Raw genomic sequence first — 24386 nt, forward strand, 5'->3', positions numbered from 1 at the left:
AGGTGTCGAATTATTCTGTGAAATCCAGAGTCCCGGTCAACAGTCGACGGCCGGGTGCCTGATCCTCCTGCGTCCAGGACCTTGCTGCAACAGGGTCGGGGCGAAGTCAGGTGAAGTCGTCCTGCACGAGCAGGGCGGGGCTCCTTAAAGACGGCTACGGTTAGGAAGACGAATCCATGACGAAGCAGGAAGAGGTAGAGGGCGGTTCGAATGAACCAGGAGTTAGCCGCTCTCCTGCCGGGGTGCGATCCCCGCGCAGCGATCCGGACAATTGACTGTTAAACGGGTCGTTCTCTTTGCTGGAGAGTGGAAACCTACGGTCGTTCAACGAAGGGATAGACAGCTTGGAACGTTTGAAGTTCTCTTTTCGGAGCTCGTGCAGGGGCGAGGAGGGAAAGAGAATGGCTGCGGGCCCGTAGTAGCGAGGAAGCACGCCGTTGGCATGCCTTTGGCAACAGAGGCAGAGGGGAAAACGTGTGGAGCAAAGGGGCCCAGTCTGTGACTGCTCTGAACCAAGAGGTGGGAGAGCAGGTTTCCCCTCCCGGGGTTCAGAGAATCACTGACGGATCGCCGTGTGCGGTGAAAGCCGCCTGCACGGTGAAGGCCTGACCGAAAACCATGTCGTGGCATAAGGCAGGAATGGGGACACCCCGGAAGAGCCGGCGGTAGGAGCCGGAACCAGCTTTGTAGAGGACGACCTCTTCGTTTTTGATGGTGGAGACGGAGGTTTCCAGGTGCGGATGGATGTGGAGGACGCTGCAGACGAGCCTTTTCTCGGGTTAACCAGGACGGACTTCACGAATCCGGTGCTGGATGAAGAGACAGGGTACTACGTCAACTCCGTCCATGATGAAGGAGATGGCCGGTACCGGGTGGTCGTCTATGCCGAGGCTCCGTTTGAGGAACCGACAGACGATGCCGCTCCTCTTACAATCGATGTGAAAAACACCACCATTTCTACAACCTGGGGCTTTGTCCGTCCGTAAGCCGGACTGTCTTTACATTTGGCACAACATGGCATAAGGCAGGAATGGGGAAGGACCATCAGAGAGCAGTTTTACGTTCGTGGTTAATGACGACCCGGTGGACGACACCCAGGATGAAACAATCCTGCTGTTTCCGGAAGATGAAGCGTGGCGGACGAACGTGAATCAGGTTCGCTCAGGCGCTACGGTGGTTCCAGAGAGTGGTTGGGATACAGGAACGCCTGGGGAGATTACGCTGAGTTACGTGTTCCCGGAGGGAACAACCATCGTCTACACGATCGTCTCCACCGGCTACCCGGACAAAGAGGTTACGGTGACGTACTAAATGAAAAATGGGCACGCTTCCTTTCTTGGGAAGCGTGCTTTTTTGCGTTCTACCACTTGAACCGGAAGGAGCACGACTCATGACGACCCCACGCGAAAACCAAACAACTAATAGTTCAGCGAAGCGCATCAGCCTGGAGCGTATCCAGCTTCTCCGGGAAGGACGTCTGCTTTACGCGGACCGAAAGGTCCGTTCCCCGGCGGACGCGGAGGTGATCTTCCGCCGCTACCTGGGTCGGCCGGACCGGGAGCGCCTCGCGGTGCTCACCGTGAATGCGAAGCAGGAGCCGACGAGCCTCACGACCGCGCACATCGGGACGTTCACGGAGAGCGTGCTGCACCCGCGGGAGATAGTGAAGAACGCCGTGCTGCACAATGCGCAGGGAATGCTTCTCTGCCATTACCATCCCTCGGACGATGCAACGCCTTCAGAGGATGACATCCGGGTGACAGAACGGCTGGAGAAAGCGTGCCAGGTGCTCGGCATCGAACTGCAGGATCACCTGATCCTGGGGGAAGAGAGGTGTACGTCGCTCTACGAAAAAGAAGTCCTCCGACGGCGGGGAGAGAGTTTTGAATCCGTGTAGGAAAGAGACACTCCCGACCGTACCTTGGGTAAACTCTCGACCTTTCTAACCAAAAGCTTTCAGGCTGGGGGAAACCCTGGTCTGGCAACAACCTTTCTCCCCTGCACTTCCGACCTTTCTTCATCTAAGGTCGGGAGTTTTCTTTAGGGAGTGGAAAGTGCCGGCCGACTCAAGAAGGTTCTGATTCCTGATGTTCAAAGAGGAGGTGCTTCAGAGAAAAGCAGCGCGGAGCAGGTGCTCTGGATTCCAGTGCTTCTCCTCTGTGCTGAGAATCAGGCACTCCGAAAAATAAAGGATGCCACGGTCCCTTGTGAACGAAGGAAGGCAGGAACCTTGAAAACAGCTGCGCCACAGATCCACTTTGATCCATGAAGAGGCAGGGCCAGACAAAGACGAAAGTTCCCAATGGAAAAACCATTCGCTGAAAAGCAGGACCCGGGAAGCGCTTTGGACATCATCAATCGGGAGAAGTCCTGAAAGGCAGGGTCCCCAACACCCCCTGTTTTTCAGGAAGAGAGGAACTGAAAACGACAAAAGTAGAACGACGACGTGCTAGAAGCACGGAAAGGAGACGGATCATGAACAAGGACAACCAGCAGCTGGCGGCGTTTGCCCGTTGGCTGGAGGAACAGAACAAAGCGGGCCGGACGGTGGAGAACTACGTGGCGGATGCAAAACGCCTCCTGCGTTTTCGTGGTGGAGAGGCTGAAGCCCTGACCCGTCAGGACATGAAACAGTTCCTGCAGGTCATGGAGGAGGAAGGGTACCGTCCGGCGACGATCAACAAAGCAGTCATTTCCCTGCGGATGTTCGACCGGTTTCTCATGGAGACGACCGGTAGGGAAGCGCCACTGATTCAGCTGAAACGCGACCGGGTGACAGAGGCCCAGCGCGGGATCGACGTGCTTGCCGCAAAGGAAGTGGAGGCGTTAACTGAAGCTGCCCGAAAGCCAACGGTTTCCCAGCGGGACCGGGCGGTCCTGTTCACGTTCCTCTACACGGGGATGCGGGTGAGTGAGGCCGCGGGGCTGCAGGTGCGGGACGTGGACCTTCTCCGCCGGATGCTCCACGTCCGGGGCAAAGGGGGCAAGCATCGGGAGGTGCCGATGCATGGAAAGGTGGCCGTGGAGCTGGGAACGTACCTGGAAGACGAACGTGCGTCATCCTCCCACGCCGAAAGTCCGTTCTGTTTCCTCAGTCAACGGGGCGTACGGATGTACCGGGACACGCTGAACCAGATCGTGAAACGGATCGGCCTGGAGGCAGAGCTCACGGTTCATCCGCATCTTCTCCGCCGAACGTTCGCGAGCCAGCTTCTGGAGCAGGGAACCGACCTGCTTTTGATTTCGCACTACCTGGGACACCACAGCGTGACGGTGTCCGCGAAGTACTACCTGCAGCACAGCACGGCGTTCCGGCAGGAACAGATTGACCGACTGCCGTGAAGAAAAGGAGGGAAACGATGGAAAAGCAAACGAAAGGAACGTGGAGACCGGTACTTTTGACCGTGCTCTGGACGCTCAACCTTGCGGTGAAGTTGTTAGAGGTGTTTGTCAGCGAGTGGGAGATGAAGGAAAAGGAGGCAACCAGATGAACTGGGAGGAAGCACAGGAAACGTTGAAAACGTACTATTTCCGGGAGGCGGAAGAGGTAACGATCTGGGAGGTTGTGGAGCTGATGCAGGAGGAAGTGGACGAGCAGGAGTTTCCACCGCACCTGCTGGATGTGCTGGAGGACCCCCTGCTTTTGGGGTGCGTGTTCATCCGAACACGGACGGGGAGAATCTGGCAGCTCCGGCTCGTACTACACCCACAAGGAGAAGGTTTCTTCGGGTGGGGCTTCGCCTCTTCGACCGAAGAGTGGCTCCCCGCAGTCCACATCCTCCCGAATAGGAGCGTCGTCGAGATCGAGGAATGGGGCTAAAAGCAAGTTAAATTACACTATTTTCCTAAAATATTTGCTATAATGACAGTTCAATCCGTTAAGAGGGGAGGTTCCCAATGTCAAAAAAAGTAACAGCCTACGAACTTACGAAAGAGAAGTTTGGCAAGCCGAACCAGCTGGAAAGAAATCCAGAGAGTGAAAAAGTAGAGAAGCAGAACTCGACGATCATTGGCAGCTATAACCGGAAGTTCCTTCAGAACTTAGATGACCTGTTTTTAGAAGTCGATCTAGACAAAAATGCTTTCAAAAAAGGAAACCACTACTATTTTGAGTGGAGTTCCCAAGAAATGCTCGATAAACTCATCGAGCTAAGAGGCCCGTATAGAAAGCAGCGCATGAAACCTTTGGAGGAAAGGGATGAAGAAGTGGTCGCTAAAATGTTCTTCCTCCTCCAAGAGTTTATTTCAAATGAGTTTCAAGATTCGGACCCAGAAGTGGAAGAAGATTTGTTAAGGCGTGTTTTTCTATCTACAGAAGCTGCAGAGATAATCCACCTCCGCGAAGATGAACGTCTCCTACGTACCCAGGCCACAGAAGACTTCTCTTGTAATGAGCATATAACCGATACTTTAACATTGAACAACTGGTACCTTAATCAGCGCCGTGCTTTAAACCATCTTGTGGGGGGCATTCAGGAGGAAATGCGTCAAATTCGGGAAATAGAGCTTGAGGGGTTCAATGACAGAGATATGAAATTAGCAAAAAACGGTGAGTATGACTTTAAGTCCGATCAACGTATTCCGATGGACTCCACTCATCTGCGAAGAATTTTAAAGATGAAGCCTGGTCAAGATAAGAAAAACCCATTCTGGGATGAAGTGGAGAACCTGATAATGAGGACAGGGTACGAAGACTTGGAGGCTCTTAAAAAGGGACTAAAAGAGTTCGAAAGTGGCGACAGTGGGAACCACGATGTGTTTAGAGAGAAGGAATCTCATGCAGATTCCTTTCGAAGTGCTGAAGACGTACTAGATGAAGCTTTAGGCGCCATTTTAGGAAGGGGAGGCCTCCCGCTCATGGATCTCTACCTGCAATTGAGCTCCGACAAAGAAAGTAGAAATAGCTGAAAAGCAGGCGGGCTTCACGAGAGTGCACCCAGGAATGTAGCAGCAAGCAAGAGGAAACCCGCGTTAAAGACCTGAACCCCAGGTCTTTTTTTTAGCGCTTAAAACCTGTTACAACGGAGAAAATCGTTAGTCCCCAAAAAAATAAAAAAAGCAGGGACTATAGAATCTATGTCCTTCATGTAAAGATGTAATCACCGGCCAGGAAAAACAAAAGGAGGAGAGTTACGTTGAAAAAAGAGATCATGCAAGAAGAGAGTCACTGTCGAATTTTCCCTGATTTTCCTACAGCTGTACTAAAATTGGAACAACCCGGATCACAGAGATCCCCGTGGACGACATTGTCGTTGCTTCTTCATCTGACAAGCAGCGGGCAGGGTCCAAAAGACTGGGAGGAGGCATTCCTTCAACGGGAGGGGGAGCCATTCCTGGAAGCAGCGGCCCGGCAAGGCGGGTGGAACGGAGAGGGGTTGCTTCCTGATTCCATTTCCGTGGATGCGCAAGAGAAAACCATGCGTCATCTGGAACAGGAGCTGCGAACAGAACTGGAGAAGAACGGTCTCAGCCGAGCTCTTCAAATTGAAGAGGAAGCACTGCCGGCCATCGTGGAAGTTCAGCGGACAGGGCTCTACCTGAATCAGTCCCGGTGGCAGGCTTTAAAACAGCAGAAGGAACAAGAGGTCGAGGCATTAGAAGCAGACATCCGACGATTGCTTCAAGCCTCGGACCTGAATGTTCAGTCTCCGCAGCAGCTTCTGCAGGCCTTTCGTTCAGCGGAAGTCCCGCTGAGCAGCACGGAGGAAAAAGTACTGAAACGGAATAAGAATGGCCATCCTGCGATTGCGCTTCTGCTTCAATGCCGTAAAGCCCGTCAAATTACCAACACGCTGAATCAAAACTTTGCCTCCACGATCGGAGAAGACGGCCGGGTCCGCGGACAGTGGAACCCCGTCGGCGCAGTGACCGGGCGCATGTCCTGTTCTAAGCCGAACCTGCAGGGCCTGGGCCGCGAAGTGAAAAGCTGTTTTGAGGCGGAGCCGGGTCATGTGCTGGTGCAGGCAGACTTTCGTGCGATTGAGCTCCGGGTTTTGGCACACATTGCTGGAGAAGGGACGTTAATCACCCTCTTCGAAGAAGGACGAGATCTGCACCAGGAAACCGCAGCACGTATTTTTCAGAGACCGGTCGAAGAAGTGAGCGACATGGAGCGGAAGACGGCGAAAATCATTACCTTTGGAGTGGTTTTCGGCATGACAGCCCAAGGTCTACAGGGCCAACTGCAGAGCGATGCAGGTCTCCACTACAACGAAATGGAAGCAGGCATTCTGCTGGAAGCGTTCCTGGACAGCTATCCCAATGTGCGTAGACTGCAGGAATACTACCTGAAGACCGATTGCATTCGAAGCCTTGCCGGGCGGGTGTGGACAACGGACCACGTCCCCCTTGGGGAACGTCCACGCCTAAACTACCCGGTACAGGCGTCTGCGGCAGAGGGAATGAAACGGGCACTGACGAGGTGCTACAACGACCTGAAGCCGGGATGGAAGCTTGCTGCAGTGATCCACGACGAGATCCTGCTGGAGGTGCCGGAGGAGGAGGCAGACGAAGCGGCCACATTTCTGGAAACGGCCATGGTGCAGGGAATGAGCGAACTGATCCCCACGGTGCCCGTAGCCGTGGAAATCCAATGCTCGCGGCGCTGGCGGGAGGAAGAGCCTGCCACCTCTGCCACAGCTGCTACGTCCGTGGAGAACGATAGGATCACTTGCACGACATCAAAATTAGGAGGAATGGACATGAAGGCAGAGATGAATAGCAACTGGAAGGAAGAACAGGTACAAGCAGAGGAAGAAGCGGTGGAGCAGGAGCTCCTCCCGCACCTTGCGGGAGAGATGGAGGTCTCTGATGATGAAGGTGTGCACCGCTTTGAGGAAGTGTTCACAGGGGAGGTCTATCAAGCCACTGTTTCGAACGTAAGCTTTTCTAAAAATCAGAACGAGCCGGGCACTTACGACTTAATCCTCAAGTTCTCATTGGTCCGGAAGACAGTCCATGCCCCTCTCTCGACGAAGTTCATTGTAGGACGACGCCCAGGACAGCGGCTGAAGGACGCGTACCAGATTCTCACAGGTGAAGGTCTGGCGGAGACCCTTCACTGGAAGAGCCTGCAGGGGAAGAACTGTTACATCAAAGTCCAGGAACGGCAGGGATCCAAGTTCCCCCAAGTGGACATTGTTCCGGGTAGAGAGACGGACACAGCACTGCAAACAGAAGGAGTGGTTGGCCAGTGAGGAACGGTGCATCAGTGGATACGATTCATCAAACGACACTAACCGAAGAGATCCAGCGTGTGCTTTCGGCACACGCTGACTACCGGAAGCTGCGGGAGGCGGTTGTGGAAACCTACGAGGATCTCGAGCACTACCTGCAGCTGATCGCCCCTCTCGCGCCGATCGTGGGGGCAGAGGGGGCAGAGCTGGTGGAAAAGCTGGTCGGAGAAAACAACCTGGACACCGAGGTGACGGAGCGGCTCGTCCAGGAGCACGTGCAGAAAGCGGAACCTTCCGTTTCTCCTGCATCCACCCAGGCCGTTTTTGAAGAGCTGGCCTGTCTGCGGGGTGTCCAACGGGAAGGGAAAGGGTTGCGTAAGAACGCCAACGAGTTTGTCAGCCATGTCCTCCGTCGGGTACAGGTGTGCCGCATGAGGGACGAATTGTTTGTCTACACCACCAAAGGGACCTGGATTCTCTTGGACGACATGGAGCTGAAGCGGTTGTGCAGGGACATTCTCCATGAGACCACTCCCAATGCTTGGACCAATGCGTTCGGAGAGGAAATCAACCAGGTGCTGCCCCTGGAAGTAGAGAAGGTGCCGGAGATGGATCCTTGGCCGGACTACATTAACGTGGAGAACGGAATGCTGCACCTAAAAAGCCGGAAACTGAAGCCGCACGACCCGGCCTTTCTGTCTACAACCCAGCTGCCGCTTCCTTTTGACCCTGAAGCAGACTGCCCTCAGTTTAAGCAGTTCCTGAAGGAGGTGTTCGAAGGGGATCCCGATCTCGTGCACGTCGCACAGGAGAGTATGGGGGCTGTGCTGGATGCCCGGAACCGGGCACAGAAAGCCTACTTTCTCATCGGAGCCGGGGGAAACGGCAAAAGTGTGTTTACGGAGGTGCTGACAGAGGTTTTCTCTCCAGAACTGGTCGGGAACATTCCCCTGCGGGAGCTCGGCGGGACGTTTGCAATCGAGACTCTTCCAGGGAAGTGGCTGAACATTGCTCCGGAGAATGAGGTGGAGAAGATGGATACTCAGGTGTTCAAAGCTATTACTGGAGGAGATCAGGTGCATGTTAACCGAAAGTACAAGACCGGCATTTCCACCCGCCTCCGCTGCACCCTGTTTCTGGTCATGAATCAGGCTCCACACACCATGGACACCACCAAGGGGTTCTTCCGTCGGCTGCAGTTTCTCCCATTCACCGCTTCTTTCTCCGGGACCCGTAGAAATCCTCACCTGGCTGCCCAGTTGAAAGAGGAGGCTCAGGGGATTTTCCGGTTCGCGGTGGATGGGTACGTGGCACTCGAACAGCAGCAATTCCAACACACCGTCTCTGAAAAGGCAGAGGCTGTGAAAGATCAGTACCGGGATCGGGTGAACCACGTAGAGGAATTTTTCTCCACCAATCTGCAGCCGGACGAAACTGCACAATTGAAGAAACAGGAGGTATACAAGCTCTACAAGGCCTGGTGTAAAGACCAAGACCTCGGCCAGCTCGAAATTCTCAGCACACAAAAATTCTGGCCTGCCATGGAGAGCACGCTTCATCAGGGCGGCGTTCCCTTTTCAGAAAAGAAGGTGAACGGGGAACGTTTCCTCCGCGGCGTGGCCAAGCGCGGGCTTGGAGTGGTCAACTCTGATGGCCGGGTGTCGTTTCCCCGCTGATTGGTTTTAAAAATCTTCGCCCCCTCTGCCCCTGTTGCCACCCCGGCAGGTTCCGCTCCTGTCGGACGGCTCGGCGTCAGGGGGGGGGGGTTCTTTTCTAGCGGCACCAAAGGCAATCTGGTCGAAAGAACCTAGGAGAGCCATGCAGAAGAACAGAAGTGGCATTTCCTCTGTTCCGTTTTGAAAGATCTATCGAACCTACATCATGGTGAAGAACCACTAAAAGGAGGCAGGGTCATGAACATGCTGCAAGCAAAAGAACAGTTTCTCCGATCGTTTGAGACTGGGAGGCGACCGAAGAAAATGGAAGAGTACCGACGAAATCTAAACATGTTCTACCACTTTATCAGCACCCAAACAATTGTGGGGCCGGACGTTCACACTATCACTCCAGAGGAACTGGATGACTACATCACCAGGCTTCGAGAGCCATGGGCGAACCAGCTGAACTCTTGCAAACCGCACATCACAGTGCTTCGCTTGTTCTTTCAGTTCTGTCAACAGCGAGGTTGGGTGAGCACGGATCCCAGCACCAAGCTGACCCGGTTTTCAGAGATGCCGAGAGAGTAGTCCTTCCCGGATTCGGTCGAAGCAGAACAGATCCCGGGCCCACCGAATCATCCACGATTTAACCGCCTGTTCCCACAATAAAGAACCACGAAGCAGCGTACGGGCAGAGAGAAGGGGGGGGGGGGGCAACACGCTACAAGGCAGGAGGACTAGGTTTTTGAACCCTCTATCCCTCGTCGCTCTTCGTAAAAAGATGAAATTCAGAGCTATATTATGAATTCGAGTTCAAAAAAGGAGGAATCCCATGAAGTTAGATCAGGCAAAAGTGCAGTTCCTGGAACACTTGAAGAAACGCAAGCGCAGTCCCGTGACGCAGGAGGGTTACGAACGGGATTTAGCCATGTTCCATCGGTTTGTCTGCATCCGGGCCAACATGGAGGTTGAGCTGGAGGACGTCAGAGAAGAAGATCTTCAGGCGTACCTTACGCACCTGGAGGACCATCGTCATTACAAGCCAGCCTCGCTGAATCGGCACATCACCGTTCTCCGTTCATTTTTTCAATTCTGTCTTCGAGAAGAGCTGGTGCCGAAAGATCCATCGGTCCGGATGCTGACGTTTTCTATTCCCTCCAAAGAAAGAGCCTACCCGGGGCCGGCGGACGCCGAAAAACTCATTCAAGCCATTCATCATCCTATCGTGCGCCCTCTGGTGGAACTACTTTACCTTACGGGCCTCCGGATCAGTGAAGCCCGGGACCTGAAAGTGGAAGACCTGGACATGGAACGCAGGCGTCTTTACGTTCGGTGCGGAAAAGGAGGCAAGGCCAGGACAATTCCAATGAGTGCCGAACTTCATTCGATGCTCCAGTCCTACCTTCCGCGGCGGGAGGCCCCTGTTTCCCCCTACCTGTTTTCTACCAAGCGTGCCGGCCGGGTCGCCGCCTCCTTTGTGAATGAGAAGATGCATCAGGCAGCAGCCGATCTCGGCTGGAAACAGCACTACTCGGCCCACTCCCTGCGGCACGCGTTTGCCACCCGGCTGCTCCATCAGGGAGAAGCTAATCTTGTCCATGTGCAGAAACTGCTTGGCCATACCAATGTGCAGACCACCTCGATCTATCTGCATGCCGACATGGAAACGCTGGAAGATGTGCTGAACAAAGGGTGGGGCGGTGATGCTTCATGAAAGATCAGGACAAAGTCGACCAGATTCATCAGATGCTTCAACAGGGACTCAGCCGCGAGGAGACCGCTCAAAACCTCGGCTACAAGAATCATCGAAGCCTGGAAATGTTCATGCGTCGCCGGGGCCTGCTCTGGGATCGGCAGCAGCATGCCTACGTGCCGGAAGAAGAACGGCTGCCGGAGGAACCTCCCGAAGAAACCATGACCCGGGCCGGGCAGGTGCTGCGTTTGTTAGCTACCGAAGCGGAGCCGGATTTACCCTCCATTGCTCAGCGTCTGCGATTTCGGGATGCCCATGAAATGGCCTCGTACCTGAGGCATCAGGGCTTTGTCTGGAACCCAGATGAGAAAACGTACGTGAAAGATGAAGGGCAGTTTCTGGAACGTCCGCCCCCGGAAGAGCAGGAGGCACAGCGAGAGAGGATGTCGGGGATTCCTCCCGGCATCTCCCCTGATTTCCTTACGTTTCTGCAGGACCACGAGCAGGAAATCCGCCAGTTGCTTGGTCAGCGGATGTCAAAAGAACTACCGATGTATGGGCTTCCTGGAGAGGCCTCCACGAAAACGTTCCAGTTGGTGAGGAGCCTGCAGCGTCTCCTGCACGACTTCTGCACCGAGCACAATGTGACGCAGCGGCTGGTGGTTGAAGGAGCAATTTTGGAGTACCTCCAGCGCCACGGCTACGCGACCACTGTCGAACGGGTGTTGCAGGAATCATCCAGGTGACTCCAGCCTGCCTTTTTATTGTCTGTCTCCAGTGTGCCTTTAAAATGCAAAAGTTTTAAATGATTTTTAAATGGAATCCTCCTAAAGCCGCAACAGAAATCGCTGAATCCCTTGAGGCCCAAGGGTTTAGAGAAGCTACAGAACAAATGGGAATAGATGGAAAATCTTATGTAACTGTTGACGGTCCTAACGCTACAGTAACAGCGATGGTTGAGCAGGCGGATTCCGCTACAATCACCATCAACCCGGACGAGGACCTCGACGTTGACGCGCTTCTTGAAGAGCTCGACATCACAGCTGAAGAGCTGGAAGCAATGCTTACGGAAGAAGTCGATGTAGACGAAGACGGAATGGTTTCCGCTACGTTCACACTGCCTCCAGGAACGCACACGGCAACTGTTGAAGCAGACGGTGCTTCCAACACAAGCGAGCCGTTCACGATCGAAGCTGAAGCTGATCTTTCCGAAGACATCGCAGCGGCTGAACTGGCTATCTCCGAGCTCGTTGACCTCGACGACGTAACGCTCCGTGACCGCGCAAGCATCATGGCTGCACGCGCTCTCGTTGACGCGATCCTTGAAGTAGACGAAGATGCTGAAATCGATGGCCTTGACGATCTCGAAGCACTTGAAGCAGCTATTGCGGACCTCTTCGAAGATGCAGCGATCGACGACGCGTACTTCGTAACAACTTCTTCTTTCAACGTTGAATTTGACGGCGGCATCACTGGCCTGGACGAAGAAGACTTCGAAGTAACAGTCGACATCGAAGGCGAAGACGAGTTCACACTGACTTCCGACGAAGTAGAAGTGACTTCTAACGAAGAAGGAACAGTCTACACGTTCGTACACCCTGACCTTGATGGTACAGAGGGCGACGTAACTGTGAACTTCAACGACGAAGATACAGTTCTTGAGTACGACTTCACTGAAGATGCTCTTCAAGCAGCAGTAGACGCTGTTAACGCAGCGGATAACGACGAAGACCTGCTCGCAGCTCTCCAGGCTCCAGTACTGAACCTGCAGAACGTGAACCCAGACTTCATCGGTGCGTACCTTGAAGAGATCGACGGCAGCTTCACAAACACAGCAGACCGCATCCAGAACGCGATCGACCGTGCGAACGCTGAGTTTGAAGAAACTGTTCTTGAGAACATCGAGACTCTTAACACAACAACTTCTGTGGAAGACTTTGTAGAAGCGCTTCAAGCACTCGGCGTAAACTTCTTCGACGAAGATGACGACGATGTGGACTTCGACGACGTAGACATCGACTACAGTGAGCTGCTTCAGCTTTACTTCGATGCGATCCAGGAAGCACAGCCTGAGTCCGTAGAAGAAGTACAAGCCGTACTCACAGCTGTTCAAGAAGGTGTAGTAGCAGACGCAGTAGCGGATGCGGTTGAAGCGCCATCTAACGACAGCATCACTCGTGCGCAAGGTTTCATCGACTTCTTCCTTTCTGACGAAGATGACATCGATGAGCTGGAAGAAGTACTTGCAGGTCTCGAAGATGTTGCAGCAATCAATGATGCGATCGCTGACGCAGATGATGATGCTCTGGTAGCTGCACTTGAAGATGCAGAAATCGAAGGTCTCGAGATTGGCGACCGCGATGCAGAAGAATTCGGTGACCTCTTCGAAGATGAAAGCTTTGCTACTCTTGCGGACGTACAGTCCTTCCTTGATGAGGCGAATGAAGAGTTCATCGATGATGCTCTTGATACGCTGAATGACATCATCGAAGATGGTGAAGTGGACGACGATGAAGATCTGGAAGCAGCTCTCACAGCTCTTGGTGTAGATACAGATGATGCATTTGACGATGGAGATGTTTTCGCTAACCTCTTTGCAGGGACTACGTTCTCTTCCATTGAAGATGTTCGTGCCGCTCGTGACGAAGCGCGCCTCGTGAATCGTGTCAACACAACAACGAACCTAGATAGTGCATTCCTGGAGCTTGAAGATGAGGACTACTTCAACCTTGGAACTACAGGTCGTTCGGACGTCACCCGCATCTTTGATGAACTGAATGATGAAGACTTCACTTCAGAAGAAGATATCCGTGCTGCTCTTACTGAAGCTATCACAGCTTACAATGAGCGTCTGGATGGAGTTAACAATGCTTCCAGCATCGTGCAGACACGTGATGCTCTTCGTGAAGCCGTTCAAGGATTCGATCAGCTCGAAGGTTCTACTCAGCTTGAGCTGGCTGAAAACTTCCGTGATGTTGTATTCACAGAAGATGCTATTGATGATGACGACATTGATGCAGAATTCGACGAAGACCTTGGTCGTTATGTATTTGATAACCTTACTTCAGTAAGAAACCTACTTGCTGATGATGATGTTTCTGGTGTAGATGATGGCACTTTAGATACTTCTCTATCGTTCACCTCTCTAGCAGATTCAGAGGTAATTAACGCTGAAGAAGTTGACTCAGTTGATATCGCAGGCGAAGTCGAGAGCGGATCTACTGTTGCTGTATCAATTTATGAAGGTCAAACTGATAACTCTGGTGATGCAGATATCACTTTCACTACAACCTCCAACTCAGATGAAGAGTGGAGTGAGACAGTTGATCTTTCTGGATTTGCAGATGGAGATGTCTTCATTGAAGCAATTGCTACAAACATCTCAGGCGAAACAGATGATGAGAATGTAACAGTGGAAATTGACACTGCTCTCAACGATCCTTCAGTTACATCCTCCTCTGCTACAGAAATTGTAGCCGATTTCGCTGAAGATGTGGCAAATGTAAATGTTGGTACTGAAACTGGAGTGGACGTAACAAATGTTTCTACTGCCTCAAATGTAGTTACATTTACTATTGACGGTGCTGATACTGATACTGACTCTTTCGAATTTACTGCTGAAGACACTAACGGCAACACTGGGTCTTACACAGCTGAATTTGATGGAACAGACACTTGGACTATCACAACTCCTTAATAGCAACAAACGAAACGTTGCTCGATAACGTTCGCTTCTGAACGGAAACGAGCCGAAGATTCCCCTGTAGGCGCTCTGCCTGCAGGGGTTTTCTTTGAACCAAGGTGTCGAATTATTCTGTGAAATACAGAATTCCGGTCAACAGTCGCCGGCCGGGTGCCTGATCCTCCTGCGTCCAGGACCTTGCTGCAACAGGGTCGGGGCGAAGTCAGGTGAAGTCGTCCTGCATGAGCAGGGCGGGGCTCCTTAAAGACGGCTACGGTTAGGAAGACGAATCCATGACGAAGCAGGAAGAGGTAGAGGGCGGTTCGAATGAACCAGGCGTTAGCCGTCCTCCTGCCGGGGTGCGATCCCCGCGCAGCGATCCGGACAATTGACTGTTAAACGGGTCGTTCTCTTTGCTGGAGAGTGGAAACCTACGGTCGTTCAACGAAGGGATAGACAGCTTGGAACGTTTGAAGTTCTCTTTTCGGAGCTCGTGCAGGGGCGAGGAGGGAAAGAGGATGGCTGCGGGCCCGTAGTAGCGAGGATGCACGCCGTTGGCATGCCTTTGGCAACAGAGGCAGAGGGGAAAACGTGTGGAGCAAAGGGGCCCAGTCTGTGACTGCTTTGGACGAAGTGGGGGAGAGAGGGCACGTTTCTCCCCGTGCGGGGTTCAGAGAATCGCTGACGGATCGCCGTGTGCGGTGAAAGCCGCCTGCACGGTGAAGGCCTGACCGAAAACCATGTCGTGGCATAAGGCAGGAATGGGGACACCCCGGAAGAACCGGCGGTAGGAGCCGGAACCAGCTTTGTAGAGGACGTCCTCCTCGTTTTTGATGGTGGAGACGGAGGTTTCCAGGTGCGGATGGATGTGGAGGACATGGCAGACGAGCCCTTTCTTGGGTTAACCAGGACGGACTTCACGAATCCGGTGCTGGATGAAGAGACAGGGTACTACGTCAACTCCGTCCATGATGAAGGAGACGGCCGGTACCGGGTGGTTGTGTATGCCGAGGCTCCGTTTGAGGAACCGACAGACGATGCCGCTCCTCTTACGATCGATGTGAAAAACACGACCATTTCTACAACCTGGGGCTTTGTCCGTCCGTAAGCCGGACTGTCTTTACATTTGGCACAGCATGGCATAAGGCAGGAATGGGGAAGGGCCATCAGAGAGCAGTTTTGCGTTCGTGGTTAATGACGACCCGGTGGACGACAACCAGGATGAAACGATCCTGCTGTTTCCGGAAGAGGAAGCGTGGCGGACGAACGTGACTCAGGTTCGCTCAGGCGCTACGGTGATTCCAGAGAGTGGATGGGATGCAGGAACGCCTGGGGAAATCACGCTGGGTTACGTGTTCCCTGTGGGAACAACTATCGTCTACACGATCGTCTCCACCGGCTACCCGGACAAAGAGGTCACGGTGACGTACTAAATGAAAAATGGGCACGCTTCCTTTTTAGGGAGGCGTGCTTTTTTGCGTTCTACAACTTGAACGGAAAGGAGCACGACTCATGACGACCCAACGCGAAAACCAAACAACCAGCATTTCAGCCAAGCGCATCAGCCTGGAGCGTATCCAGCTTCTCCGGGAAGGAAGTCTTCTTTACGCGGACCGGAAGGTCCGTTCCCCGGCGGACGCGGAGGTGATCTTCCGCCGCTACCTGGGTCGGCCGGACCGGGAGTGCCTCGCGGTGCTCACCGTGAATGTGAAGCAGGAGCCGACGAGCCTCACGACCGCGCACATCGGGACGTTCACGGAGAGCGTGCTGCACCCACGGGAGGTGGCAAAGACCGCCGTGCTGCACAATGCGCAGGGAATGCTTCTCTGCCATTACCATCCCTCGGACGATGCAACGCCTTCAGCGGACGACATCCGGGTGACAAAACGGCTGGAGAAAGCGTGCCAGGTGCTCGGCATCAAACTGCAGGATCACCTGATCCTGGGGAAGAGATGTGTACGTCGCTCTACGAAAAAGGAGTCCTCCGACGGCGGGGAGAGAGTTTTGAATCCGTGTAGGAAAGAGAAACTCCCGACCGTACCTTGGGTAAACTCTCGACCTTTCTAACCAAAAGCTTTCAGGCTGGGGGAAACCCTGGTCTGGCAACAACCTTTCTTCCCTGCACTCCCGACCTTTCTTCATCAAGGGACGTGAGTTTTTTATGAAGGCAGCATTCAGCAAGTGAAAGGATCAATAAGCGTAAAGATGCTGGAGATATTTTTCAAAAAGGAACACAGTACATAGTGGTCAATTACTACGTATACCTTTATTTTTCAAGAATTTGTATAGCAGCCTTATATATACTTAACGAACAATAGGTAAGAGGAAGGAATGCTCAGTAAGCAAAGACTGCTGCTTACATTGAAAGGGAGGTTTCCCAATGGCGGAAAAAGAAATTTCCGGTGTTCTGAGAGATGTGACACGAAGCTGGGATAAGAATGCTATTCAAATTGATCTGAAGCAGGAGCTTCTGGTAAAGCGGACAAAGGTTTCCGGCCAGGAAGAATATGTTCACCTGTTGGCCGGAAACATCGCCTATCTTCAAGAATCGCTTTATCTCATTCAATCCGTAATCCATCGGAGTTTCGCTAGAAGACAGTCTCTTAATCGTGTGGAGGTACAAAATGAGATATACCGTGCCCTGCAGGAGCTGAAAGACAATCTTGACGTCTCTCTATCGGCGTATGAGGAGAAATTTAAAAAAGATACGCTCAGCGAGTCTACAACGGCTGCGGAAATTGCGTACAGCCAGGCTGTACTTCTTTATGCACTGCAGACGGCATTCCTATTCTTTCTCCTTGATCCAGAAAACAGGAATCTTCTAAAGACGTTCTCCGTCTATCCGCCCGGCTATATCGTTTCGGCTGTAAATGAACATAGTACCTTTTACGCGAACCTATTGATGGATGAGTTGGAGCATCAGATATAAGTCTGCTCGAAATCTAAAGTAGGGAGGAAGCATATGAAGACATTCGCAGCTGTGCTATTTGTCCTCTGTTTTGTTCTTTTTGGCTTCGCTGCCGCTGCTTCGGCGGAAGACAGACATATTGGGGTTACGATCAATGAGGAGCTGCAGGAGTATGATCAACCGGCGCTGCTTCGAGATGGCAGAACACTGGTGCCGATGCGCGGTATTTTCGAATCGATTGGTGCGGGAGTGACATGGGATCCGAAAACAAAAACAGTGACGAGTGTGAAAGATGGAGTTCTGGTCAAGCTCCCGATTGGTGAGCGTATAGCTTATATTAATGGAAGACAAATAACACTGGACCAGGGTGCACAGGTGATTAAAGGCAGAACGATGGTGCCTCTTCGTCTAGTTGCGGAAAGCTATGACGTTTCCGTCACTTATAATGCAGCGGAGTTTAGGGTGGAACTATGGAGTGATGATTATTACGGTTCGCCGCTGACCATTGAAGAAAAGCTTCTGCATGTTGCGGAAGAAGTCTCCGGAGGCTTGGGATATTACCGTTATTATTATGAAACACTCTCAGAGCGGAACTTTTATCATATTTATGTTAATGTGCCAGATGGAGGAGGGAATGAGAGAACAATCGCAGAATATATTATCGGCAGGGAATGGTACTACGGACCCTTGATTCATCTATATACCCGCGGTGTAGATCCAGATTTTTATCACATGAGATATATTGCATTAATGGGTCACTACGGCTGAAGCCCCGGGACTATCTCACAAACATCAAACAATCTCTTGAATTATCAAATAACTTGCGCTACACTTATACACATGGAAAGCGTTTGCACACGGAAAGAAAGTCAATCCCCCTGCAGCGCTTTTACTTTTCACCTTTTGTGCAAACGTTTTCACCGATTGCACTAATCTGTGCAAAATTGCACAGGAAACTACACTACATAGGGAGGAAATGCCTTGAAGAAACGTGCGTTTACGAGACGATCGGCAATGATGATGACCGGTGTCATGGGACTCAGCGTACTGACGCCTTTTGCATCCGCCACAGCGCAGGAGCAGAACGACGATGCCCAGGTATCAACCCAGGCGGAGGAAATCGCAGACGGGGATCTGCGCATTCACTTTGACTCCGGGGAGACACCGAAAGAGGAAGTCGGCATCTGGCACTGGGCCGGGGTGGATGGAGAACCCGGCGGAGAATGGCCGGGAGAGACCCGCTACGAAGAAGGCAATGATACCGATTTTGGCCTGTATTTTGACGTTACCGTAGAAGAAGGAGCGGAAGCACTTCAGTTTAACTTTAACAATGAAGCAGGTGACGCGATCACCGGTGACCTCCAGGTGGACATGCTTTCGGACGACGTGGATGAAGTGTGGATCGACGAAGACGAAAATGTCTACTACTACGAGCCGGAGACGCTTGCAGATGATACGCTCCGCGTCCACTTTGCCAAAGACGACGAGCAGTATGAGCCGTGGGGCTTCTGGGGATGGGGCGACGTGGCCCAGCCTGCAGAGGACTGGCCGATGGACAGCATTCCGTTTACCGATGAACAGACCGGGCCATACGGCGCCTACATTGACGTGGATCTTGCTGAAAACGCCGAAAGCATCGGGTTTCTCTTAAATCAGCGTGTGGACGAAGACGGCGCAGCCCAGTCCGGCGACATGAGCTTCGCCGATTTCGATACACACCAGCAGATTTTCCTGCAGCATGAGGATGACACGGTGTACACGAACCCATATTACGTCGCGGAGGACGCAGAAGAAGAACTAGACTACAAAGAAGGGGAAGAAGATATCTCCGTGGCAGGGTCCGTGTCCAATGAATTCCATCATGACCAGAACGCCGTATTGGAGCTTGACGTAACGAACAACTCCGAGCTCGACATCGTCGAAATGAGCGCGGATACGAGCGCACTCGGCGGGAACGAAAATCTGGAAATTGACCCGTACTTAGGCGCAGTAACCATCTCCGCCACGCACGACACCGCACCGGGCACGTATGACATTCCTGTGCAGGTCGTCGATGAAACCGGCGGCGTCTACATGGGATCTGCAGAAGCGGTCGTCACGGAAAACACGAATGATGACATCGACTGGGATGAGGAGAGCATCTATTTCATGCTCACCGACCGGTTCGCTGACGGGGATGCATCAAACAACGACCCGTACGGCTTAAACTATGACGAACTCGCAGCGGATAACCCGCGCGGTGCCTATCAGGGCGGAGATTTCAAAGGGGTGACCGACAACCTCGACTACCTCGATGAGCTCGGCATCAGTACGATCTGGATTACGCCGATCGTGGAAAACGTCGCACACGACGTCGAAGCGATGGCGCCGGAGAACGATCCATATTTCGGCTACCACGGCTACTGGGCAGCGGATTTTGAAACGCTGAACCCGCACCTTGGTACGCTTGAAGAATTCCATACGCTGATTGATGAGGCGGCTGCACGCGACATGAAGATCATGGTCGACGTCGTCTTAAACCACCCGGGCTATGGGGTGAAGGCGGAGGAACAGCTGTCAGAAGAGATCGCACCGCCGGGCTATCCGGATCAGGAGATCGTGGACCGTTTTGACGGCATGATCCGCGAATCGTCCGGTGCAGGAGACTTAAAGATGGAACTTTCCGGCCTGCCGGACTTTGAAACCGAGCGCTGGGACGTAAGCGAGCAGCTTGTGGACTGGCAGACGTCCTGGCTCGATAAGTCGACAACGGACAACGGAAACGCGATTTCTTCGTACCGCGTGGATACCGTTAAGCACGTCGATGATGCCACGTGGCAGCACTTTAAAAACGAACTGACGAAGAAGGATCCGGACTTTAAGCTGATCGGGGAGTCATGGGGTGCCGCCTCCGGCAATGACATGGGCTACCTGAACACCGGCACGATGGATTCCCTGCTCGACTTCGGCTTTAAAAACATTGCGTCGACGTTTGCGGACGGCAACGTCGAGTCAGCCGAATCACAGCTGCAGGAGCGCAATGACTTCATCGAAAGCAACGCCCAGCTCGGGCAGTTCCTCGGAAGCCACGATGAGCCGGGCTTTAAGCACAACCACGGCGAAGAAGCGCTTCTTCTCGGCGCATCGCTTCAGATGACAGCGAAAGGCCAGCCGGTGATCTACTACGGCGAAGAGCTCGGACAGACGGGCGCGAACAACTGGCCGCAGTATGACAACCGCTATGACCTGGACTGGGACGGCGTCGAAGGAAACGACACGCTTGCCCACTATGACAAGCTGCTCGAATTCCGTAATGCCAACCGGGAACTGTTTGCCCGCGGTGAACGCACACAGCTTGCCGGATCAGATGAGGACGGAACACTCGCTTTCGCCCGCACGTATAACGGCGATGCAGCGGCGGTCGCACTAAACACGACCGGCAGCGCGGCAGACGTCACGCTATCCGTTGACGGCGATGCTGTTGTCACCGATCACTACAGCGGAGACACGTTTACAGCTGCGGACGGCAGTGTGACGGTTCCGGTACCTGCCGCAGCAGATGGCGGCACGGCGCTTCTTTCCATTGAAAACGGCACGTTCACCGGCGCGGATATGGATGAGAACACGGATGTCTCCGATATTCCGGAAAACCACCTGCGCGTCCACTACGCAGCAGAAGAAGGACAGAACATTGAAAATCTCGGCGTCTGGTACTGGGACGGCGCAGCCGTACCTGCAGAAGAAAATGCTTCCTGGCCGGGAGAAGAGCGTTTCAGCACGGACAATACGACAAGCTTCGGTCCGTACTACGACATCGAGCTTGCCGAAAATGCGGAATCGCTCAGCATGCTCGTGAACAACACCGGCGGCGACAACATTACCGGTGACGTCAATATCGAAATTATTTCCCAGGAAATGAACGAAATCTGGCTTAAGCCGGACGGCACCTATTCCCTTGCGGAGCCGGCAGAAGGACTGGCCGATAACGAAATCCGCATCCACTACGACCGTGAGGATGACAGCTACGACAACTGGTCCGCCTGGATTTTTGACGACGTGGCTTCCCCGTCGGCGGAGTGGCCGAACGGACAGGCCTTTGACGGCACGGGCCGCTACGGCGCGTATGTCGATGTCGAACTGGCAGACGACGCGCAGAAAGTCGGCTTCCTCTTCGTGAACACCGATGAAGAGCAGACAGACGACATGACGATCGACAACGTTGAAGGCGGACAGCAGTACTTCGTGCAGGACAGCGAAGACCGCGTCTACGACAACCCGTACTATACGACAACCGACGGGCTGCAGAACGCCGAGGTGCTGTCGGAAGAGACAATCGAGCTTCGTTTCTCCGGTACCGATTCACTGGATGGCGATACGCTCGCCGAATCGCTTCAGGTGACCGATAAGGACGGAGAAGCGGTTACCGTGGACGGAGCATCCATCGACGATGAGCGCACGGTAACGATCCAGGGGAATTTTGACCTGGAGAGAGCGCCGTTTTTCATCGAGTTTAACGGCCGTACGGCGGAAGCAAATGCCGGCTGGAGACTGAAAGATGAGCTGTACAGCTACGACGGGGATCTTGGTGTGAGCGTGCACGAGGACGGTGCCGCGACGCTGAAGCTGTGGTCGCCGAGTGCGGACAATGTGCGCATCAAGCTTTACGACAAGGATGATCAGGACAATGTGATCACCGACGACGTTTCGATGGAGCTGGGTGAGCGCGGCGTGTGGGAAGTGACGCTGGATGAAGGCAACACCGGTGTCAGTGACCTGCGCGGCTACTACTACCACTATGTGATTGAGCGTGACGGGGAAACCGTTGAAGCGCTGGATCCGTATGCGGCTTCCATGGCGACGTGGAACAGTGAGGAAGCGGAAAGTGATGAAGTCGGAAAAGCAGCGATCGTCGACCCGGCAGAAATCGGACCGGAGCTTGACTACGCGGACATTGACGGCTTTGAAACGCGCGAAGATGCGATTATTTATGAAATGCACGTCCGTGATTTCACGTCGGATCCTTCGATTGCAGACGAGCTGGAAAGCCGGTTCGGCACGTTCGCCGCTTTCGCAGAGAAGCTTGACTACATCGAGGAGATGGGTGTGACGCACGTTCAGCTTCTGCCGGTGATGAGCTATTACTTCGCCGATGAGGAGAACGTGGAGCGTCTCATGGACTACGATTCGAATGACAACAACTACAACTGGGGCTATGACCCGCACAGCTACTTTTCGCTTTCCGGCATGTATTCGGAGGATCCGGATGATGCAGCGAAGCGGATCGAGGAGTTTAAGAACCTGATCCAGGAAATCCACGACCGCGACATGGGGGTTGTGCTGGATGTGGTGTACAACCATACGGCGCGGGTGAACATTTTTGAAGACCTCGAGCCGAACTATTACCACTTCATGGACGCAGACGGTACGCCGCGTGTGAGCTTCGGCGGCGGGCGCCTCGGTACGACGCATGAGATGGCGCGCAAAGTGCTCATCGACTCCATCATGCACTGGGTCGAGGAGTACAAGGTGGACGGATTCCGCTTTGATATGATGGGCGACCATGATGCGGAGTCGATCCAGATTGCGTATGACACAGCGAAGGAAGCGAATCCGAATATCGTCATGATCGGAGAAGGCTGGGTTACGTACGCCGGCGATGAGAACTACCCGGACGTACAGCCTGCTGACCAGCAGTGGATGCAGGACACGGAAAGCGTCGGTTCGTTCTCCGATGACTTCCGTAACGAACTGAAATCCGGCTTCGGGAGCGAAGGCGAGCCGCGTTTTATTACCGGCGGCGCGCGTGACGTGGAGCGGATCTACAACAACCTGACAGCGGAGCCGGGCAACTTTACGGCAAGCGACCCGGGTGATGTCGTGCCGTATATCGCCGCACACGACAACCTGACGCTGCACGACGTGATCGCGCAGTCGATCCAGAAAGATCCGAAAGACCATGAAGAAGAGATCCACCAGCGCATCCGTCTCGGCAACGCGATGGTCCTCACCGCGCAGGGAACCGCGTTTATTCACGCCGGCCAGGAATACGGCCGCACGAAGCAGTTCCGCGATGACGACTACATCACGACCGTCGACGAAGCCGATGCCCCGTACAAATCGACATACCTGACCGATGAAAACGGCGATCCGTTTGAGTATCCGTATTTCATCCACGATTCGTATGATTCGACAGATGCGATCAATAAGTTTGACTGGGAAAAGGCAACAAACGACGATGCGTATCCAGTAAGCGCGCTGACGCGGGACATGACGCAGGGCTTCATCGAACTGCGCCGCTCGACGGACGCGTTTACGCAGGAGACGATGGCCGATGTCGATGAAAATGTATCGATGATTGACGCACCGGAAATCGGTGAACAGGATCTCGTCGTCGCCTACACGGCGGAAGATCCGGATACCGGTGAACAGTACCACGTCTTCGTGAACGCCGACAGCAGCGAGCGCACGCTCACGCTGCGTGAAGACCTCACTGACGGCGACATTCTCGCCGACAGCGACGAAGCAGGCGCACAGCCGGTAAGTGACGTGAGCGGCGTCGAGCTTGATGCGGATTCGATTACTGTAGATGCATTGACGGCGGTTGTAGTGAAGACCGGCGGCAGCACGGACGGCGGAGACGCACCTGCATTCAGCGATGTCAGTGAAAGCGACTGGTTCTATGAAGCCGTGACGGCTCTTGCAGGCATGGGTGTAGTTGAAGGTAACGGCGACGGCACGTTCCAGCCGGCTTCCCACATCCGCCGCGGAGACATGGCAGTCATGATCAGCCGCGCGCTCGATCTGGAAGCGTCGGAGGACGTTCCATTCCGCGACGTTGCCGGCGACGCCTATTACGTAGACGGCATTGCTGCAGCGTACGAAGCAGGCATCGTCAACGGTGTCAGCCCGCGCGCCTTTGCCGCACAGCGGCCGGTGAAGCGGGAAGAACTCGCCGCAATGCTCGTCCGTGCCTACGAGTACGAGCACGGTGAGATCACCGCCGGCGCAAGCAGCTTCGCAGACGCAGACGCCTTAAGCGACTGGGTCCGCGAAGAGATCGGCAAAGCGCAGGAAGCCGGACTCGTGAATGGACGCGGCAACAACCGCTTCCATCCAAAGCAGCCGGCCACCCGCGCCGAAGCCGCGCAGATGCTGTATCATCTTTTGGATCGGTAAAACACAGAGACCCACGACGCCCAGCGGCGCCGTGGGTCTCGTTTTTTTGTGCGGGAGAAGTGGATCGTGCCACGAACGATGGATTTCGTGCCACGGAGCGGGTGTTTTGTGCCAG

General features: G+C 53.8%; 19 protein-coding genes. All 19 read left to right on the forward strand.

Annotated features, from left to right (window positions below):
• Positions 1-734: 734 nt before the first annotated feature.
• A complete protein-coding gene (locus tag C6I21_RS07820) occupies positions 735-986 on the forward strand; it encodes a hypothetical protein (protein ID WP_105958898.1) in 252 nt (83 codons plus the stop codon).
• Positions 987-1065: 79 nt separating this feature from the next.
• Entirely contained in the window at positions 1066-1311 is a 246-nt protein-coding gene (locus C6I21_RS07825; protein WP_105958899.1) for a hemoblobin-interacting domain-containing protein, read from the forward strand.
• Positions 1312-1390: 79 nt separating this feature from the next.
• Positions 1391-1897 carry a JAB domain-containing protein gene (locus C6I21_RS07830; protein ID WP_181186171.1) on the forward strand — a complete coding sequence of 169 codons (507 nt, stop codon included), beginning with the start codon at positions 1391-1393 and terminating at the stop codon, positions 1895-1897.
• A gap of 578 nt (positions 1898-2475) precedes the next feature.
• Complete coding sequence (locus C6I21_RS07840) at positions 2476-3342, forward strand: tyrosine-type recombinase/integrase (RefSeq protein ID WP_105958902.1); 867 nt, start codon at positions 2476-2478, stop codon at positions 3340-3342.
• Between the two features lie 17 nt (positions 3343-3359).
• Positions 3360-3491, forward strand: coding sequence for a hypothetical protein (locus tag C6I21_RS16770; RefSeq protein WP_280953444.1), 132 nt, complete (start codon positions 3360-3362; stop codon positions 3489-3491).
• A complete protein-coding gene (locus tag C6I21_RS07845) occupies positions 3488-3820 on the forward strand; it encodes a hypothetical protein (RefSeq protein ID WP_105958903.1) in 333 nt (110 codons plus the stop codon). Before C6I21_RS16770 ends, C6I21_RS07845 begins: the two co-directional genes overlap by 4 nt.
• Before the next feature lie 77 nt (positions 3821-3897).
• Complete coding sequence (locus C6I21_RS07850) at positions 3898-4908, forward strand: hypothetical protein (RefSeq protein ID WP_105958904.1); 1011 nt, start codon at positions 3898-3900, stop codon at positions 4906-4908.
• A 338-nt stretch (positions 4909-5246) separates the two neighbouring features.
• Positions 5247-7196, forward strand: a complete 1950-nt coding sequence (locus C6I21_RS07855) for a DNA polymerase (protein WP_181186172.1) — start codon at positions 5247-5249, stop codon at positions 7194-7196.
• On the forward strand, positions 7193-8851 hold the full coding sequence (locus C6I21_RS07860; RefSeq protein WP_105958906.1) for a DNA primase family protein: 1659 nt from the start codon (positions 7193-7195) through the stop codon (positions 8849-8851). The genes C6I21_RS07855 and C6I21_RS07860 overlap by 4 nt, the downstream gene beginning before the upstream one ends.
• Before the next feature lie 237 nt (positions 8852-9088).
• The gene (locus tag C6I21_RS07865; RefSeq protein ID WP_105958907.1) at positions 9089-9421 is read left to right on the forward strand and encodes a site-specific integrase; all 333 of its coding nucleotides are present in this window, start codon (positions 9089-9091) and stop codon (positions 9419-9421) included.
• Between the two features lie 244 nt (positions 9422-9665).
• Complete coding sequence (locus C6I21_RS07870) at positions 9666-10547, forward strand: tyrosine-type recombinase/integrase (protein ID WP_105958908.1); 882 nt, start codon at positions 9666-9668, stop codon at positions 10545-10547.
• Positions 10544-11272, forward strand: a complete 729-nt coding sequence (locus C6I21_RS07875; RefSeq protein ID WP_105958909.1) for a hypothetical protein — start codon at positions 10544-10546, stop codon at positions 11270-11272. The genes C6I21_RS07870 and C6I21_RS07875 overlap by 4 nt, the downstream gene beginning before the upstream one ends.
• Before the next feature lie 59 nt (positions 11273-11331).
• The gene (locus C6I21_RS07880; protein WP_142393234.1) at positions 11332-14223 is read left to right on the forward strand and encodes a hypothetical protein; all 2892 of its coding nucleotides are present in this window, start codon (positions 11332-11334) and stop codon (positions 14221-14223) included.
• An 841-nt stretch (positions 14224-15064) separates the two neighbouring features.
• Positions 15065-15316 (forward strand): hypothetical protein, encoded by a 252-nt coding sequence (locus C6I21_RS07885; RefSeq protein WP_105958911.1) that lies wholly within the window; start codon positions 15065-15067, stop codon positions 15314-15316.
• Positions 15317-15395: 79 nt separating this feature from the next.
• Positions 15396-15641, forward strand: coding sequence for a hemoblobin-interacting domain-containing protein (locus tag C6I21_RS07890; RefSeq protein WP_105958912.1), 246 nt, complete (start codon positions 15396-15398; stop codon positions 15639-15641).
• A 79-nt stretch (positions 15642-15720) separates the two neighbouring features.
• Positions 15721-16275: a JAB domain-containing protein gene (locus C6I21_RS07895; protein WP_105958913.1), complete on the forward strand. Its 555-nt coding sequence runs from the start codon at positions 15721-15723 to the stop codon at positions 16273-16275.
• A 313-nt stretch (positions 16276-16588) separates the two neighbouring features.
• The gene (locus C6I21_RS07900) at positions 16589-17137 is read left to right on the forward strand and encodes a hypothetical protein (protein ID WP_105958914.1); all 549 of its coding nucleotides are present in this window, start codon (positions 16589-16591) and stop codon (positions 17135-17137) included.
• 33 nt (positions 17138-17170) lie between these two features.
• Positions 17171-17884 (forward strand): copper amine oxidase N-terminal domain-containing protein, encoded by a 714-nt coding sequence (locus C6I21_RS07905; protein WP_105958915.1) that lies wholly within the window; start codon positions 17171-17173, stop codon positions 17882-17884.
• Between the two features lie 213 nt (positions 17885-18097).
• The gene (locus C6I21_RS07910; protein ID WP_245411569.1) at positions 18098-24271 is read left to right on the forward strand and encodes a pullulanase; all 6174 of its coding nucleotides are present in this window, start codon (positions 18098-18100) and stop codon (positions 24269-24271) included.
• Positions 24272-24386 lie beyond the last annotated feature (115 nt).

It is taken from the genome of Alkalicoccus urumqiensis, assembly GCF_002993335.1.
GTDB lineage: Bacteria > Bacillota > Bacilli > Bacillales > Salisediminibacteriaceae > Alkalicoccus > Alkalicoccus urumqiensis.